General features: G+C 66.3%; 17 protein-coding genes and 3 pseudogenes. 8 read left to right on the plus strand and 12 right to left on the minus strand.

The genetic code is table 11. The annotated features are described in order from the left end of the window. Positions 1-110: 110 nt before the first annotated feature. Genes AC1DGD_RS21385 through AC1DGD_RS21395 form a run of 3 tightly spaced genes read right to left on the minus strand, consistent with a single transcriptional unit; the run spans position 111 to position 2,158 of the window. Entirely contained in the window at positions 111-1,481 is a 1,371-nt protein-coding gene (locus tag AC1DGD_RS21385) for a dihydrolipoyl dehydrogenase family protein (protein WP_476858171.1), read from the minus strand. Next, positions 1,478-1,645, minus strand: coding sequence for a hypothetical protein (locus AC1DGD_RS21390; RefSeq protein WP_476858172.1), 168 nt, complete (start codon positions 1,643-1,645; stop codon positions 1,478-1,480). The genes AC1DGD_RS21385 and AC1DGD_RS21390 overlap by 4 nt, the downstream gene beginning before the upstream one ends. Before the next feature lie 12 nt (positions 1,646-1,657). After that, a complete protein-coding gene (locus AC1DGD_RS21395) occupies positions 1,658-2,158 on the minus strand; it encodes a VOC family protein (protein ID WP_476858173.1) in 501 nt (166 codons plus the stop codon). Positions 2,159-2,279: 121 nt separating this feature from the next. Here AC1DGD_RS21395 and AC1DGD_RS21400 point away from each other — a divergent pair, with 121 nt between their 5' ends. Then, a complete protein-coding gene (locus AC1DGD_RS21400; RefSeq protein WP_476858174.1) occupies positions 2,280-2,816 on the plus strand; it encodes a glycoside hydrolase family 15 protein in 537 nt (178 codons plus the stop codon). A gap of 48 nt (positions 2,817-2,864) precedes the next feature. On the opposite strand, the gene AC1DGD_RS21405 is transcribed toward AC1DGD_RS21400, so the two are convergent. Then, a complete protein-coding gene (locus AC1DGD_RS21405) occupies positions 2,865-3,620 on the minus strand; it encodes an integrase catalytic domain-containing protein (protein WP_476858175.1) in 756 nt (251 codons plus the stop codon). Between the two features lie 732 nt (positions 3,621-4,352). On the opposite strand from AC1DGD_RS21405, the gene AC1DGD_RS21410 reads away from it, so the two are divergent. Together AC1DGD_RS21410 and AC1DGD_RS21415 are read left to right on the plus strand one after the other, a co-directional pair. Then, entirely contained in the window at positions 4,353-4,934 is a 582-nt protein-coding gene (locus AC1DGD_RS21410) for a redoxin domain-containing protein (RefSeq protein ID WP_476858176.1), read from the plus strand. A 130-nt stretch (positions 4,935-5,064) separates the two neighbouring features. Then, positions 5,065-5,427, plus strand: a pseudogene (locus tag AC1DGD_RS21415) (DUF5996 family protein); the annotation flags it as partial. A gap of 61 nt (positions 5,428-5,488) precedes the next feature. Here the strand turns inward: AC1DGD_RS21415 and AC1DGD_RS21420 are convergent. Then, a pseudogene (locus AC1DGD_RS21420) lies at positions 5,489-5,860 on the minus strand (transposase); the annotation flags it as partial. 779 nt (positions 5,861-6,639) lie between these two features. On the opposite strand from AC1DGD_RS21420, the gene AC1DGD_RS21425 reads away from it, so the two are divergent. Next, complete coding sequence (locus tag AC1DGD_RS21425) at positions 6,640-7,050, plus strand: nuclear transport factor 2-like protein (protein ID WP_476858177.1); 411 nt, start codon at positions 6,640-6,642, stop codon at positions 7,048-7,050. Between the two features lie 212 nt (positions 7,051-7,262). Here the strand turns inward: AC1DGD_RS21425 and AC1DGD_RS21430 are convergent, their stop codons facing one another. Genes AC1DGD_RS21430 through AC1DGD_RS21440 form a run of 3 tightly spaced genes read right to left on the minus strand, consistent with a single transcriptional unit; the run spans position 7,263 to position 10,716 of the window. Beyond that, on the minus strand, positions 7,263-8,324 hold the full coding sequence (locus tag AC1DGD_RS21430; protein ID WP_476858178.1) for an NAD-dependent epimerase/dehydratase family protein: 1,062 nt from the start codon (positions 8,322-8,324) through the stop codon (positions 7,263-7,265). Further along, the gene (locus AC1DGD_RS21435) at positions 8,321-9,202 is read right to left on the minus strand and encodes an MTAP family purine nucleoside phosphorylase (RefSeq protein ID WP_476858179.1); all 882 of its coding nucleotides are present in this window, start codon (positions 9,200-9,202) and stop codon (positions 8,321-8,323) included. The genes AC1DGD_RS21430 and AC1DGD_RS21435 overlap by 4 nt, the downstream gene beginning before the upstream one ends. A 50-nt stretch (positions 9,203-9,252) precedes the next feature. After that, complete coding sequence (locus tag AC1DGD_RS21440; protein ID WP_476858180.1) at positions 9,253-10,716, minus strand: glycosyltransferase family 87 protein; 1,464 nt, start codon at positions 10,714-10,716, stop codon at positions 9,253-9,255. Positions 10,717-10,817: 101 nt separating this feature from the next. Here AC1DGD_RS21440 and AC1DGD_RS21445 point away from each other — a divergent pair, with 101 nt between their 5' ends. Together AC1DGD_RS21445 and AC1DGD_RS21450 are read left to right on the plus strand one after the other, a co-directional pair. After that, positions 10,818-12,008: a molybdopterin-dependent oxidoreductase gene (locus AC1DGD_RS21445; RefSeq protein ID WP_476858181.1), complete on the plus strand. Its 1,191-nt coding sequence runs from the start codon at positions 10,818-10,820 to the stop codon at positions 12,006-12,008. Beyond that, the gene (locus AC1DGD_RS21450; protein ID WP_476850827.1) at positions 12,005-12,505 is read left to right on the plus strand and encodes a hypothetical protein; all 501 of its coding nucleotides are present in this window, start codon (positions 12,005-12,007) and stop codon (positions 12,503-12,505) included. The genes AC1DGD_RS21445 and AC1DGD_RS21450 overlap by 4 nt, the downstream gene beginning before the upstream one ends. On the opposite strand, the gene AC1DGD_RS21455 is transcribed toward AC1DGD_RS21450, so the two are convergent. The 3 genes from AC1DGD_RS21455 to AC1DGD_RS21465 are packed head-to-tail and all read right to left on the minus strand — an operon-like array spanning position 12,445 to position 14,550. Continuing rightward, on the minus strand, positions 12,445-13,149 hold the full coding sequence (locus tag AC1DGD_RS21455; protein WP_476850826.1) for a methyltransferase domain-containing protein: 705 nt from the start codon (positions 13,147-13,149) through the stop codon (positions 12,445-12,447). The genes AC1DGD_RS21450 and AC1DGD_RS21455 overlap by 61 nt on opposite strands. Continuing rightward, positions 13,149-13,817: a TIGR04282 family arsenosugar biosynthesis glycosyltransferase gene (locus AC1DGD_RS21460; protein ID WP_476850825.1), complete on the minus strand. Its 669-nt coding sequence runs from the start codon at positions 13,815-13,817 to the stop codon at positions 13,149-13,151. The genes AC1DGD_RS21455 and AC1DGD_RS21460 overlap by 1 nt, the downstream gene beginning before the upstream one ends. 7 nt (positions 13,818-13,824) lie before the next feature. Further along, positions 13,825-14,550 (minus strand): glycosyltransferase family 2 protein, encoded by a 726-nt coding sequence (locus AC1DGD_RS21465; RefSeq protein ID WP_476850824.1) that lies wholly within the window; start codon positions 14,548-14,550, stop codon positions 13,825-13,827. A gap of 258 nt (positions 14,551-14,808) precedes the next feature. Between AC1DGD_RS21465 and AC1DGD_RS21470 the strand changes: the two genes are divergently transcribed. Together AC1DGD_RS21470 and AC1DGD_RS21475 are read left to right on the plus strand one after the other, a co-directional pair. Further along, entirely contained in the window at positions 14,809-15,144 is a 336-nt protein-coding gene (locus AC1DGD_RS21470) for a YciI family protein (RefSeq protein WP_476858182.1), read from the plus strand. A 69-nt stretch (positions 15,145-15,213) separates the two neighbouring features. Continuing rightward, complete coding sequence (locus AC1DGD_RS21475) at positions 15,214-15,525, plus strand: HAD family hydrolase (RefSeq protein WP_476858183.1); 312 nt, start codon at positions 15,214-15,216, stop codon at positions 15,523-15,525. A gap of 356 nt (positions 15,526-15,881) precedes the next feature. Here AC1DGD_RS21475 and AC1DGD_RS21480 read toward each other — a convergent pair. Beyond that, positions 15,882-16,040, minus strand: a pseudogene (locus tag AC1DGD_RS21480) (IS110 family transposase); the annotation flags it as partial. Between the last annotated feature and the right edge of the window lie 501 nt (positions 16,041-16,541).

Here is a 16,541-nt window from a genome sequence, read left to right on the forward strand (position 1 = left end):
TCTCGATCTCTCCGCCGGAAGCGCTCTAACCACCACGGGTTGCCCCGCAAAATCCGGCTCGTGTGCGGCCCGCGAAGCGGCAGCTGCGGTGCTCCTCGAATCGGCTTTCCTCAGTCCGCCGCGGATGGTCCCGCGCCGACCCGCCTGCGCGCACCCCCGATCTCCCCGCGCAGTGCCTTCAGCGCGGAGACATAGATTTCCGAGAAGGTCGGGAACGGCTGGATCGTGTCGCTTAGGACATCAATGGGGACACGGGCCCGGATCGCCAGCGTCGCCTGCTGCAGCCACTCGCCGGCCTCCGGGCCGAGCGCGTACGCACCTGTCAGCCGTTCGCCGTCGCTGAGGAGGGTCAGGAAGCCGTTGCTCTCGGCGTCGGCACGCGTGTAGGTGGAGGTTTTCGGCAAGTCTGAGACTGGGGCCGTGGCGCTGAAGCGGCCCTCGGCGGCGCCCACCGCCGCGGCCTGCGGGTCCGTATAAGTGACCCGCGGAACGGCCTCATAGTTTGCCTCCCGCGCCTCACCGAGGATGTTCGCGGCGACGACATCGCCCTGATACTTCCCGACGTGGGTCAGCGGCCAGATGCCGGTGACGTCACCGATCGCCCACAGCCCGTCCGCCACGCGCAGGCGTGCATCGACAGGGACTCCGCGGGGATCCGGCTCGACGCCGACGGTCTCCAGGCCGATCCCACTAATCCGCGGGCGCCTGCCCGTGGCGACGAGCAGCCGGTCACCTCTCAGCTCGCGCCCGTCGTCGATCTGGACGACGTAGTCCCCGCCCTCGCGCCGCGCCGTGGTCGCGGCCGCGGACAGCACGAGTTCGATGCCCTCGCCGCTCAGAACTTCACCGAGGGCCTCGCCCAGCGGCGCCGGCTCCCGGGCCAGGACGTGCCCGGACATGTCGATGACTGCCACCTCGCCGCCGAATCGGCGCACGGCCTGGGCCATCTCGACACCGACCGGGCCGCCGCCGAGGATGAGCAAGCGCCGGGGAACGGCCTTCATTGAGGTCGCCTCGCGGCTGCTCCAGACACCCTCTAAACCCCGCAGGCCCGGGATCGGCGGCACGACCGGATCGGCGCCATTGGCCAGGACCACCTGGGCGGCGGTGTGCCGCACGCCGTCGACCTCGACGACGCCCGGCCCGGCGAGCCGCCCGGTGCCGCGCAGCAGGTCGATACCGTGATCGGCCAGCCAGCGCTCCTGCCCTGCATCGGAATAGTCCGAAACCATGAAGTCGCGCCAGGCCAGCGCCGCTTCGACGTCGACTGCGGCAGTGGCGGCGGCCTCGCGTGCCGCATGGGCAGCCTCACCGGGCCGCAGCAGCGTCTTGGACGGGATGCACGCCCAGTACGAGCACTCGCCGCCGACTAGTTCCCGTTCCACGACGGCCACGCGCAGACCGCCCTCGGCCAGCGCGCCTGCACAGTGTTCACCCGGTGAGCCGCCGCCGATCACAATCACGTCGTAGTCGCTGTTCATGTCGGCAACTCCTCCCCGGCATGCTCGCGCACCATGTAAAGCGCGTACCAGTCAGGCCAGTCCGGGTCCTCTTGGCCCGTGAGTTCCTCGTGTTTGCCATGTGCTGCCGCGGCCCGCCTGAGGGCTTCGGCAAGATCGTCCATGGATTCGTACGTCGTGGCCATCAGCCTCTCCCTTCAGCGGCCCGGAAGCCGGGTCTTGATCTCCTGAAGGACCCAGCCGTTGCCGTCCGGGTCGTTAAAGGAGGCGAACGAGCCGTAGTCCGGGTGTCCGGGGGCCGGTCCGTCGACACGTCCCTCGCTTCCGGCGTGGTGGAAGATGCCCGTGGCGTCGTGGAATGTCTCGCTGACCTCGACCCCGCGCGCGATCAGGTCGGCCCGGGCAGCGTCTATGTCGTACACCGCCAGATGTAGGCCCTGGGATGAGCCCGGCGGCGCCGAGGTGACCCCCTTGCCGAAGATGATCGAGCAGCCGGAACCCGGGGGCGTGAACTGCATGAGACGGTAGCCGTCCTCCACGGCCGCTTCGGCGTCGAACCGCCAGCCCAGGCCCTCGTAGAAGCGCTTGGCCCGATCGACGTCCGAGACCGGCACCACGATGACCTCGAGCCTGAATTCCCCGGGCTTCACCGGCGGACTGCCGGCTGCACTTTGTTTGCTTTCGTCGACGGTGCTCATCCCGGCCTCCTCGGTGGGGCGCGCCATGAAAGAGCGGCATCGGGCTCACCGGCGACCCGGGAAAGGCGTGCCGGCGGCGGGCATCAGGCCAATGCTGCGGGCTTGCGCTGCAGGGGTCGCCATGCGCTTTTCCTTGTCGCCCCCCGGTCGGTCTGCGGCCGAGGACGCTGCCCTCGGGACCCCACAGTGGCCTCATCCGGGACGAAAGTCAAGGGGGCAGCCTACCTCGTCGGATGCAGCGGGGGAGAGCCAGGGCCCAACCCTTGTGGCGAGCAACGCAGATCGCCCCGGGCATGCACGGGGGATATTCGAACGGGCATGCAGCCACGTCAACGATGTGGGTCTCCTCAGTGAGGAAACCGATTCCTCGAACGGTGGGCAACTGGGGAACTTTCCGCAAACCTTCAGCCACATTGGGGCTGGTCAACGCAGCCTGGTCCATCCAGCAGGCGGAGCGGCGCAAAGCGCAGCACTGACAGTACAGAATCCCTGTACTTCCGGGCTGGCTGACGGGGCCCGGCCCGCTCCTCGACCGCGGCTGCAGTGCCAAAGTCAAGACCTAAATCAATCATCCAAAAGCTGGAACGGCGGGGAAATGCGGGGGGCAAGCAGGGGCGCTCGTCTCTGGAAAACGCGCCCTGGGAAGTGCTCCCCCTAAGCGAGCCTGCCCCTCCCTGTCCAATCCCGGCCCCCCTGTTGCCTCACGTCAATACCTCCGGGAACGTGGGGTCGTTGCCTCAGATGAAATCCTCCGGCTGCCGGGGCGGTTCCACCGTTCGTTCACGGCGGGTTTGACCGGGGCGGACTGTTTGGCAGTGGTGAGGGCTTCAAGCCGGCCGGTCAGGGCAAGGATCTGCCGTGAGAGGGCGGCCGGCCTGATCTTCTTGTATTGGGCGTTCATCCGGATCACGGGCATCCGTGCCAGGGCCGGGTCGGCTGCGGCGCGCCGGTGCGGCGTCGCTGCCCGGTCATGTGTTTTGCTCACCTTGGCTCCGCGGCGGACCTTGGCGACGAGTTTTTGCTGGGGCAACAGATAGTTGGTGAAGATCCGGTCCAGCTCCCAGATCTCGTTGAGCAGCTCCAGTTCCGCGGCGGTGTCATAACGCAGGTAGCCGACCAGCTCACGGACCCGGGACCAGTTCTTCTGCTCCACGTGGGCGCCGTCGTTCTTGTTGCTCGGACGGGACCGGGTGAAGGTGATGCGGTGCTGCACGCAGAACTCGAAGAGCTCGTTGTTGATGAACTCGCTGCCGTTATCCGAATCGATGCCGATGACGGGAAACGGGAAGACAGCGAGGACGTGCTGCAGTCCCGCGAAGACGTGCTTCTGCGCCTTGTTCGGCACGGACCGGTTCACGGTCCAGCCGGTCGCGATGTCCGTGACCGTGAGGGTGAAGCAGAACTGCCCGGAACTGTTCGAGCCCTCGTGCCCGACCAGATCGATCTCGACGAAACCGGGCACCGCATCGTCCCACTGCGCCCCAGGTGCGGATCGGGATCTGGGACTTCAGCAGCGACCCGGGCTTGGTGTGGGACCGGCCCCGCGGTAACAGCTTCGCCCGCTGGCCCGCCAGCCGCCGGTCGATGGTCGCCGCGCTCATGCGGGCCAGCAGTGCCGCCTGCCCGTCGGTAATGTCCAGGGCCTTCTCGGCCCGCAGCATCGGCACGAGATCCGGCAGCATCGGCGCCAGCAGCTTCCCCGCCGGGCCCCGCAGCACCGCCCAGCACAGCACGAGCCCGTCCTGCAGGTCAGCCCCGTACACCGGGGCACGTCCCGGCCTGACCGGCCGCAGCCGCGGCGGGTCAAGCGCATGCCGCAACACCGCCCGGGCATGATCCCGGTGCCAGCCGGTCAGCTCCACCAACTCATCCAGGATCCGCCCCTTCCTGGCCCGGTCACCGGCCCGGTAGGACTCGGCCAGGTGCTTCGTGACAGCCTTGCGTTCGCCCATCGTCAATCCCATCCCTCAAGGATGTCCGCGCCCCCACCCTTCCCGGACCTTTTCATATGAGGCAACGTATCGGGCTACGCGGAGGTTTTTTATGAGTCAACGCGGCCCCTTGCTGGGTGCCCGGCGCCGGCGTAGGCTCGCCCGCAGGAGCGGCGGTGCCACCACAGCGCAACTGGGTGCCAGCAACGACGTCGATGGCAGGGACCGTCGCCGCTCACCGGCACGTGAAAGGCGGCCGAATCGTGCGCTCAGATATTGCACCTGGCGGCATCTTCCCCGATTACGAGTTGCCTGACCACGAGAACATCCCCCGCAGGATCAGTGAGTTGCAGGGGGAGGACCCCCTGGTCTTGATGCTGTCGCGCGGACACTACTGCCCTAAGGAGCATCAGCACCACCTTGAACTTGCCGCGTTCTACCCTAAGGTCGCTGTGGCCTACACGCAGATGGCAACCATTGCGACCGATGACCACCACGTGCTCCAGGAATTCCGTGCGTCGGTGGGTGCGCAGTGGCCGTTCCTCTCTGATCCTGGCCGCACCGTGCAGCAGGATCTGGACATCCAGGAATACACCGATCCGGACCACGACCCGATGATCCCGCACACGCTCGTTCTGAAGCCCGGCTTGGTCATCCACAGCATCTACAACGGCTACTGGTTCTGGGGGCGTCCCTCCGTCGACGACCTCCGCCGTGATCTGCGCGCAGTGACGATGGAGATCCGGCCAGACTGGGACCTCAGCACGCCCGGCCTACGTGAGGCATGGGATGCGGGCAATTGGGCGCCCTTCCACGGATGGAACAAGCGGGTACGGCCGGACTGAAGACGTCGAGTCGGCCTCTAGCTGTGAAGGACGTGCGACGGACGCGTCTGAAGTTTCTGGCGCTCATAACGGGTGGCCGCAACTCCGGGGACACCTCTACATGTGGACGCAGATTGTCGGCAAGATCCGCATGGCGCACACTCCGATGCTGAACCACTGGTGGCAGGTGACGCTGTACCTCACCCCGCGCGGCTTGACGACGTCGTCCATCCCCGACCGCCATGACGCCGTCGACATGGAATTCGAATTCTCCGAGCACGTCCTGCGGCTAGGCACCGGCAACGGCATGAGCGCCAACGTTAACCTCAGCCCGAAGCCGGTGGTCGAATTCCATGGTGAGACCTTCGATGCCATGAACCGGCTCGGCACCGAGAGGGCCATCCGGGCGGGGCCGAACGAGGTCGAACCGACCATACCGTTCGCCGAGGACTACCTGCATGCCTCTTATCACAGCGAAGCCGTCCGGCTGTTCTGGCATCAACTGCTCCAAGCGGACCGCCTGCTCAATGCGTTCAGGTCCTACTCCCGGGGCAATGTGAGCCCCGTGCACTTCGGCCCTTCGCGCTCAGCGACAACACCATCTCGTCCACGCCGGTCAGCCGGCGCTGCCGTTTCTTCACGGTCTGCGGGTCGAACGTCGCACCGGTGTCCCGCGGCACGTCGATCTCCACCGGCCCGATCTCTGTCATGACGGTCTTGGCGCGGGTGCCGTTGCGCGAGTTCCCGCTCCCGCGCCCGGACCCGTCGTGTTTGCCGTAGCCGAGGTGCTCGTCCATTTCCGCTTCCAGCGCGGTCTCCAGGACGTTCTTCGTCAACGGGTTCAACAACCCGTCCGGGCCGACCAGCTCGATTCCCTGCTCCCTGGCCTGGGCCAGGAGCTGCTTCGCTAACTTTTGCTGATCCAATTCAGTCGCCATGGGATCCATGGTTCCGCTCATGATCAGTCCTCCCCGCCAGGCACCGCCCGGCGTGTCAGGCCAACCCCGGATCCACCGTTATTCAGACACTCCCGGCCGTTTCGCTGGTTCCTAGGCAGCGCTTTTGGTTGCCTGAAATGTGGCAAAAAGGAAGTGTGTACAAAGTACACACTTTGGGTTTCGGACTGCGTCGTATATGGGTCGGACCGGGCCGGATTCCGCATGTTTCTCGGGGAGTCCAGTATTGGCAGGGGTGGGAATGCAGTTCGAGTCCCACCTCGGGCACGTGTTTTCCCTGTTCAGGGGCTTATGAGCCACTGAGTGTGTACAAATCTCCTTTTATGGGCCCCTGCAGGGGCCCATTTTTGTTGGTGGCCGTTGCGGTCTGGCGGCTCCTTCTCTTGGCTTGGACAGGGGTGTTGCTAGTCACTCCTTCATGGCCGGGAGTGCTTGGAACGGCATGACTTGCTGTGACTCGGGGATCAAACCCTCATGATCATCCCTGTCGGCAGCCGGAACGTCAGGGAACTCTTTGTTACTTGGGCCCGGGGAGAGGGCGGTGGTTGTTTGTCCGGCCAAGGTGGTGTGCACAGGGTCCACAGGCGTAGCCGCGTGATTCCATGGCGCATCGGTGACAGAGTGCGCCGTGCAATCGCCCACGCCTGGACCCTCAACGAGGCACCGACCATTGACGATGTTCGTGAGCGCGGACAAGGATGGGCACCGGGCCGCAGCTACGCCACCGCACGGCTCTGGCGCCCACTTACCACCACCGAAGGAATCCCAGCATGACCGACATTGCAAGTGATGACTACAACGGGGCCACCCGCGTCGAATACCTCCTCGGCGCTCCCCTCAACGAGAACGTAGTCCGCCAATGGCCGCAGATGCGCGAAATCGTCCGAGGCCGCCAACTCATCGCGGACGTCGAAGGCAACTTCCCCGAACTCACCCTGGAAATCGGCCGCCGGCACCGGCTGGGCACCACCATCGTCGTCGAATGGACCTGCAACTACGGCGACGGACGCCTCTACCGCAACGTCACCATCGGAGAACTCGTCGACGGCACAGTCACCCACATCACGGACTACTGGGGGGAACCGGTAGAGACCCCGAATTGGCGGAAGGGTATGACCGACCGGCTCGAAATGCCGGCAGATGGCGTCTGGAAAGACGCAGCCCACCTCGGCCGGCACTGACTCGACAGGATCACCGGCAAGCCGGCCGGCGTCTTCCGTCTCACTGCCGGGAACTGGCTCGGGGTCATGGCAGCCGGCCCGCCAGGGACCTGTGGGAGGGTTTACTCGCATTCGGGAGACCCGTATCTGTAAGGGATTTCTCGCGGCGGGGGAGCGAGCGGAGGATGTCGCGATAGGATGCCGGCATATGGGACCGTCGGGACAGGCGCTTGTCAGCCTGGCTCGCCGCGCAGGGGAGCTGTGGCGAATTGACGCATGCCTTCGTCAAAGCGTACGGTCGGTTCCCAGCCCAGTTCGGCCTTGATCAGCTCCGAGGACGCGGTGATGTGGCGGACGTCCCCCAGCCTGTATTCGCCGGTCACGATCGGGGCAGGTCCGGCACTGAAATTACTAAGAGCCGCGGCAACATCGCCGATGGTGTGCACCTCGGAGGCGCCGACGTTGTAGGCCCGGAATGCGGCAAGGCCGCCCGCGGACAGCGCCAGGGCGGCGGTGATGTTCGCGGCGGCCACGTCCCTGACATGAACGAAGCTGCGCCGCTGGGCGCCATCTTCGAAGACCCGGGGCGCCTCACTGCGGGCCAGGGCCGAGCGGAACAGCGAGGCGACACCGGCGTAGGGTGTGTCGCGCGGCATCCGGGGACCATAGACGTTGTGGTAGCGCAGGGCGATCGCCGCCCCGCCGGCGTTGCGTGCCCACGCGGCGGCGAGATGCTCCTGGCTGACTTTTGATGCCGCGTAGACGTTCCGCGGATCCAGGGGCGCGTCCTCGCTGACCATGGAGGGAATAAGGATCGCGCCGGACGCAGGGTTCCGGGGGTCGTAGATGCCGGCGCGCAGGTCGGCCTCGGCGCGCGGTCCCGGTCTGACCGCGAGGCCGGTTTCGGAATCGATGTAAGCACCCTCACCGTAGACCACCATCGAGGAGGCCAGGACCAGCCCGAGAATGCCCTGGTCTTCCATGGCGGCGAGCAGGACAGCGGTGGCGTAGTCGTTGTTCCGGACGTAGTCCGGCGCGTCAGCGAAGCTGACGCCGAGGCCGACCTTCGCGGCCTGGTGGCAGACGGCGTCGATCCCCTCGAGGGCACGCTGTGCCGTGTCCGGGTCCGTGAGATCGCCGGTCAGCAGCTCCACCCTCGAATCAAGGGCCGGCGGCCCCGGATGGAGGCCCGGGTCCAGTGAGTCCAGGACGCGTACGGACCATCCCTTGGCGAGGGCGGCGTCGACGATGTGCGAACCGATGAATCCGGCACCGCCGGTGACGAGGAGCCTCACTGTGCGGGCACGGACTCGTGTGTGACCGGGCGGGCCATGATCCGGGCGACGGCGGTCCGATCCATCAGCGGGCGCGGTGCGTAGTCCTCGGGGATCGCCGCGATCGTGGCCTCCAGCACGGCCAGGACGCTGTGCTGGGCTTTCTTCAACCGTGCAAAGACGGCCTCGGCGGTGACCGGTTCCGAGCCGTCGTGGCCGGTGTCAGAGTCTGTGATGAAGGCCAGGTTCGCGAAGCCCATGTTCAATTCCGCGGCCAGCACGGGCTCGGGGTACTGGGTCATGCTGATGATGTCGGCACCGCCGGTGACGTACCACTGCGACTCGGCCTTCGTTGAGAACCGCGGTCCGTTGATCACCACCACGGTGCCGTACGGGGCGTAGGGGAGGCCCCGTGACGCAAGAGCTGCCTCCAGGTGCGACCGCAGTGTCGGGCAAAACGGTTCCGAGGCGGGCAGATGCTGGACACCCGCCGGGGTGACGCCGTCGGCGACGGTGCCGTCGAAGAAGGTATCGGCGCGTCCCCAGGTGCGATCGATGAGTTGGTCGGTCACGACGAAGGTCTCGGGACCGAAGCCTTTCCGCAGCCCGCCCACCGCAGAGGAGGAAATCACTGCCTCGACCCCGAGGCTCTTGAGCGCCCAGAGGTTGGCCCGGTAGTTGATTTTCTGGGGCGGAAGCGAGTGTTCGCCGCCATGACGGGGGAGGAACGCTACGGTTCGTCCGCCCATGTCGGTCAGTGTCACCGGACCGGACGGCGGCCCGTAAGGGGTCGCGACGTCGACGGTCGCGCGCACAGTTGCCCCGGTAAGCCGGTACGTTCCCGAACCGCCAATGATGCCGATGCGTGCCTGGGCCGGCCCGGGAAGTGGTGTGTCCATGATGTAATCCTGCCTATCCTCGATGTGGGTATGTGATGGTCCTATGCCGGTCACCGGCCCGCGGGGTCCGTTGCCCCGGTCGTGAGTCCGGAAAGGGCGGCCAGCCGCAGCCCGTCGCGGCGCCGCAGCCAGGTGCCTCCGGCGATGGCCGCGGCCGCCAGGAGCAGGGCGCCCTGGTTGAGTGGCTCGCTCCAGGGTCCGGAGGGGACCATATAGATGATGTCCAGGGCGAGGATCACCCCCACGTACTCCCAGCGCCGGCTCAGCACGATGAATGGCAGCAGCATGAGCCCATACCAGGGGTAATTTGGGCTGACAATCAGCAATGTCAGCCCGATCATGACGGTCTGCTGTTCCCAGACATTCCCCGCCTGGGTGCGCCGCAGCACGCAGAGGGCGACGACGGCCAGGGCCGCCGCGCTGAGCACCGGCGGCCAGGGGCCGGCAGAGACGAGCTGTGCCAGTCCGAAGCGGATGCCGCCGCTCTGGCTGTAGTTCTCTTCTTTGAGGTAGCCGGGCAGGAAGCCCAGGACGCCGGCCCCGGCGATCGCCACGTAGGGCAGGTAGAGCAGCACGAACGTGGCCAAGGCTGCGGTGATGAACCGGGCCGGGCGCCGCCACAGCAGCGCGGGAGCGGCAATGACCGGGATGAGTTTCGTTGCGACGGCGGCCCCGAAGGCGGCCCCCGAGCGGATCGGCCTGCCGCCCAGAAGCAGCATCCCGGCGGCAAGGATGAGGACTCCGGCCAGGACGTCGACGTGGGCGTTGTTGACCGCTTCCAGCTGCACGAACGGACTCCACCCCCACACGGCGGCCAGGTACGGCGGTGATCCGCGGCTGGCCAGCGCGCGGAGCAGCATCAGTGCCATTGCCACGCTAAGGAGCAGGCCGGCAACCTGGAAAGCCATGAAACCGGCCGTGTCCGGGACCGTGGCGCGCACGCCCAGAAAGTACAGTTCGGCTGTGGGCGGGTAGATCGTGGGTACGTGCGGGCGGTTGATGGCCGTGCACAGCGGGTCCCCGGAAGGATAACCGGATGCGGCGACGGATTCCGTTCCGAACAGGTCTCGGGCACACACGGGCTTGCCGTCGGGGCCTGTGGAACCGGGGGCGAACAGCCAGCCGGGGCGAAGCCTGCTGAGCGTTTCATCGATGGGCACATACGAGTAGGGGGAGATTCCGGCTTTTTGAACGATGCCGTCCCACGCATACCGGGCCGAATCGTTGCTGGTTCGGGGCGGGGCGCTCACGGCAACGAGTCCGAGCAGGACCGTTCCCGTGATGATGACGGCCCCCACATGACGCCGTGGCACGTGCCGTAGCAGGCTGACGGCCGCGATGAGGGACAGCCATGACAGGCAGGTGGCGATGATCTGCGCCGTTTCGAGCGGGTTTCCGGGGACCACCATCCACCACAGCAGTGCAGCACTTGTGAGGAACACAAGCGGAAGGAGCACGAGGACCTTGATCCTGGTTCCGCTTGTCCGGCTGGATTCTGTTGCAGTGACGCCCACTCTCCGATCCTGCCCCATGTCCGGTGCCCGCGCTGCAGACGGGCCAAGGATTTCAGCGAATCGTAAGGTCCGGGGGACTGAATTGGTGGTGTGATCGAACTATGGAAAAGCTAACCAACGCTTTGGCCGCACGGTTCGCTTCACCGACGCGCAGCACCCGGCTCACGGTGGTCTTGGGGCGCTGGCTCGGGCTCAGCTTCACCATTTGCTTTCTGACCGGGCTCTTCAGTCACGGGCTGCAGGAGCCGCCGTCGTGGATGTTCTTCCCAACCAGCCCCGTCTGGATCTATCAGCTGACTCAGGGAATCCATGTGACCACGGGCATCGCCGCCATTCCGTTGCTGCTGGCCAAATTGTGGTCGGTCTATCCGGAGCTGCTGAAGTGGCCGCCGGTCAAATCCGTGACGCACGCCTTGGAGCGGGCATCCATTGCCTTGTTCATCGCTTCCTCGCTCCTGCAGCTGACCACGGGCCTGATCAACACCTACAAGTGGTACCCGTGGCCTTTCCCCTTCCGTCAGACACACTTCTGGTTGGCCTGGGTGATCTGGGGGTCGCTGCTGCTCCATATCGCCGTGAAACTTCCATTGATCATGGAGCATTGGCGTTCCCGTTCGGGCACCCGGCCCCAAGTGGCTGCCGGCGCCGGTTCCACAGCACCGGTGATTGACGACGGCGCGGCGCCTTCGATGCCGGGTCGCTGGTCCCGGCGGGCCTTTCTGGCCGCCGTCGGCGTTACCACGGGCGCCGTCGTACTCACGACGGCCGGGCAGTCCTTTTCCTGGCTGGACCCGCTGAACCTTTTTGCACCGCGGAAGATGGGAACCGGCCCACAAGCCGTCCCGGTGAACCGCACCGCCGCCGACGCCAAGGTCGCCGACCTGGCCGGAGCAAAGGACTGGGCGCTCACCGTGAGCCATGAGGACACCCGTCGCATCCTGACCCTCGCGGAGCTCCAGGCCCTGCCCCAGTATGAGCACGAACTTCCCATCGCTTGCGTTGAGGGCTGGAGCCAGACGGCCACCTGGCGGGGTGTGCGGATCCGGGACCTGGTGGCCGCTGTCGGCGCGTCGCCGTCGTCCTCGCTCCGGGTCACAAGCCTCGAACCCGAGGGCGCCTACCGCACGATGGACATGCCAGCCGCGTACGCACAGGACGAACGGACCTTGGTGGCTCTGGAGCTGAACGGACAGACGCTCGATCTGGACCACGGGTATCCGGCGCGCATCATCGCCCCCGGACGCCCCGGCGTCCTCCAAACAAAGTGGCTGCACACTGTGGAGGTCCTGTGAAACCCGTGATGCCGGCTGGCGCCGGCAAACCCGCCGGGGCGGGACGAGCTGCGGGCATCTGGAGGATCGTTCTGGGAATTGCGGGTGTGTCGCTGCTCGGGTACGGGCTCTTGGGTTTGCCGACCCAACTCGGCCCGCCCCAGCTGCTCGGGCTTCTGGTGTGGATGGCGGTGGCCGTGCTACTGCACGACGGCGTCATCGTGCCGGCCTCCACCCTTGCCGGCGGGGGTCTGACCCGGCTGGGATCCGGGCTCCGCCCAGCGTCGGGCGCGGTTCTGCGTGGCGGGCTCATGACGGGGGCCGTGGTGACCGTGATTGCCGGGATCTTGTTGAAGGCCCAGTCCGTGGCCCGCAATACCAGCGCCCTGGAAGGCGACTATGCCACCAATCTGCTCTGGTTCTGGGCGGTGCTGGCAGCGGTGGTTGCCGTACTCGTTTATGGGATAGAGCGGACCGGCATGCGGCGGGGCGAGAGTCGGCAAAAGACGCGGCCCTGAAGGCGCTGGATGGCGGCTACAGACCAGCCGGCGGCCGGCGCCCGCGACGCCAGACCGTTCGTGCCGATCCGCGCCCAGGCGAACGCCTCGCTTCGGTTCCCGTGCCTGTCTTCGAGAAAAGCGGAGTAGGCCGTGTCGATGTTTTCGTCGGCGTCTACTTCCACCAGCAGTGTCCCGGAAGGGGCGATGAGCTGCCGGCAGCGGCCCAGCAGGGCCGTGACGCTTCCCCCGATTCCAATGTTGCCGTCGAGCAGGATGACGGACTGCCAATGGCCCGGCTGCGGTACAGGGGCGAAAATTGACTGTTCGAGGGCGCGGGCACCACGGTTGCGCGCCTGCCGGACCGCCTCGGCGCTGGCATCGATGCCCAGGGCTGCCAATCCGAGCAGCTGGGCAGCAGCCAGAAGTCGTCCCGGCCCGCAACCGACGTCCAGGACCGGCCCCAGAAGGCTTTGCAGGAGAGACCTCTCTGTGGCGTCGGCGTCCTCGCACCAGTTACGGACGTCGAACTCCACCGGCTCCGCGGGATAGTGCGCACTTTCCGGACGGAGGGTCAAGGCCCCGGAGCCGGTCAGCAGGGCAAGGGCGAATGGCTCACGTTCGCCTTGGCCGAAGTAGGCGGCAGGTGCCGCGGTGGCGGTCATCACCGGGGTGCTTCTGTTTTTTGCCGCACGCCCGACACGCAGGCGACGGTTTTGGCCACCGCCTTGGCGAACGCGCTGCCCGGAATCTCCGCCGCGATCTGCTGGGCGTCACTGAAGTGATCCATGTCCCGCAGTTCGGGGAGCATTCCGACGTTGAGGCCGGCCGCGGTGAGCCGGGCGAGCTGCCGGGCCCCGGTTGTCGTCGTGGACATGGGAACGCCCCTGATCAGGGCTCCGTCCGGCTGGCGCAGCGCCAGCGACCAAAAGCCGCCATCCGTTGCCGGGCCCATCCAGGCATCGTGGCTGGGCTGCGAGGTGGACCAGTCATGGAGCAGCGGCTCTACATGGCGGCGGGAGAATTGCGGGGTGTCCATGCCAATAATGAGCAGGGGGCCGCTGGTTGCGTCACAGATGGCGGCCAGGCGCTCATCCAGGCCTCCGGATACTTGCTGGACAAGAGTGAATTTGGTGGCGTCCCGCGCGGTGGGTGCCCCGTCCATCACGAGCAGCCGGCGTCGGGCCGGGAGGCTACGCACCGAATAGAGGGTGCGGCTGAGGCTCAGCTGGGCCAGGGCTGCAGCTTGTTCGGGCGTCAGCGGGGGACTGAGCCGGGTCTTGACCCGTCCCGGCAGGCACTCTTTGGCGATGACGGCCACTGTCAGGTCCATGTTGCCCTCATAGGGGTTCTTCGCGGTGGCCGGTCATCCGGGCCGGTCCCGGCGGCAGCTCAGCGGCGGCCGCCCTGAGCTGGGCCGACATGTCCCGGACCGCCGTAATCGTTCCGCGTAGGGTGCCGGTGACTTTCGATTTGCCGGTGCGCGGGGAATACCGCACTGGGAACTCCACGATCCGCCAACTGTGCAGGCTGGCCTTGAGGAGCATCTCCAGGGGGTAGCCGCTTCGGCGGTCCTCCAAGGCCAGGGAGAGCAGCCCTTCGCGGCGTGCGGCCCGCATCGGTCCAAGATCCGTCACGTGTTCCCCGGTCATGCGCCGGATCCGCGATGCCAGGACACGGTTGGCGATGCGGGCGTGCAGGGGCCACGAGCCGGGCTGCGGCCGGCGGCTGCCCAGCACCAGATCCGCGTTTCCGTCCATGATGGGGGTGAGGAGCGCCGGAAGCTGGGCCGGATCCAGGGAGCCGTCGCAGTCACAGAAGGCCACGAATTCCGCCGTTGCCGCGAGCAGCCCGGCATGGGCGGCCGCCCCGAACCCGCGCCGGTCCTCCCGGACCACGGTCGCACCCATGCTCTCCGCGAACTCAGCGGAACCGTCCACCGAACCGTTGTCCACGACGATGGCCCGGTACCCGTGCGGCAGACGGGACAGAACCCACGGTAGGGCGCCCCGCTCGTCCAGGCACGGCAACACGACGTCAACCATGCAGGCGGTCATTTCAAACATGCTTCAAGGCTACGGATTCGGCAGCGCCGATTCGCCCCGGAATCCTTACGGTATGCGGAAAAATGATGCCGCGGACCCACCGTTAACCGGTGCTCCCCATTCCCGCCGGTGCCTGGCTGCGGCGGAGCGAGCCGCGTCCCGCCGAGTGTGCCGACATCAGGTTATTGCCAGCCCCGGCCACTTCCGGAGAATGGCTTCAGGCCGTAGTGTTCCGGGTGGTTGGTGCCCGAGATGTGGTGCCGGATTCAAGGAGGAAGCATGGCTAAGTTTGTCGTTCTCTACAATGCTCCGCAGTCGGCCGAGGCCACCATGGAGAACAACGATCCTGCGGCTGCGGCTGAAGGAATGAAGCTCTGGATGGACTGGGCCGGCCGGACCGGTGAGCATCTGGCGGACATGGGCGCTCCCTTGGGCAACGGGCAGGAAATTACCCCGGCAGGGGTGTCCGCAGCCAACGCGAACGTGGGCGGCTACTCGCTGCTGGAGGCGGACAGTGTGGAGCAGGCCGTGGCTCTGATGGATGGCCACCCTCACCTCATGATGCCCGGCGCGACGATCCAGGTGTTCCACGCCCTCGATATCCCCGGAATGTAGGAACGGGTTCACAGGAGGGTCCCGGGTCCAGCCGGGCCCCTCCCTCGGCCGAAGGGATCCCGGAACCTGATGACCCTATTCCCGGGTCCTGCGATAGGACCGGGCGCGCCGACGTCGGCGCCCCGCCCGGTTAGCTTCGATGCGCTCTGGTTCGCAACCTTGCTCAGGGACGGGTTCGCCCTTGCCGCGGCCGGAGGCAGCGGCCGGTTCGCCGACATTGGCGCCGAGGTCCTGGGCGGGCTCCTCCGCGGGGTGTCTTTGGACAGGAACCTGGACGAGGCAGTGGACCACGTCATGGACGGCCCGGCCGGACTCGGGCTGCACCCGGACGTACCTGAGGGCGTGCGGGCACTCGAAAATGCCGGATGCCGCGCCGCATAGCGCGGCCGTGCGTGGTGTGCTTTTGTTGCCGCGCTTTCCGGAACCAATGAACGTTCCCCGCCGCGGCAGCGTTACCACCAGTTCAGTCAGGCTGAACCCGCAGATTTCCTCTTTGCGTCTAAGACCCACAGAGGGGATGACGGCCGCTCCTGTGTCCGGGGCAGGTTGTCGCGGTGCCCTTTGTCGTCCGGAGCTGAGAAAAGCCGACCCAGTCTCGTGGTGAGACGGAGCCGGCTGTCTTGGATGCTTCTACCTGGCGTTGTGCAAGTATGAGTCCACTGACCTTTGGGGGCGGCCAGTTCAAATCCGTGAATGGTGCCAAGCCGTCTTAGAACGCCAAGGGTTTTCAGGATCTACTTCGCGAGCCGCGTTGCTTCGCGGCGGCAGGTTTGACCTCCGAATTCCTCGTCCCGTTCCCTCCAAGCTGCGATGGTGTTGATCTGTGTGACGGTCAAGGGCTTACGGGCGTCGACGCCGAGGTCGACGACGCGGAGGAGAGCGGTGAGCGCATTAATGGCTGCGATGCTCCGCGCTGGGCAATTTGGGGTGTGTACAAAGTACACACTTTGGGCTTCGGATCGGGTCGGAATGGTGCCGGACTGGCTCGGATTCGTTACTTTTCCGGGGGAGTCCAGTGGTTGCAGGGTGGGAATGCGGTTCGAGTCCCACCTCGGGCACGTGTTTTCCCTGTCCAGGGGCTTGTAGTCCTCTGAATGTGTACAAATCTCCTTTTATGGGCCCCTGCAGGGGCCCATATTTGTTGGTGGCGGCTGGTCTGGCGGCTCCTTGTCTTGGCGTGGACAGCGCTGTTGCTGCTTACGCGTTCATGGCCGGGAGCGCCTGGAACGGCCTGACTTGCTGCGACTCGGGATCACTCGGGCCTCGTTCCTTGCTGTTTGTGCCGGACGTGGTCGGCCTTGTACCTGTTCATCTCCCGGAGTTGTGGTGATGACATGACCTGAGGGATGTTTCTGGGAGATTGTCTGGTCCTCGATTCGTTCCTTTTCTTGGCCGGG

The sequence above is a fragment of the Arthrobacter sp. 05T45 genome, assembly GCF_056395875.1.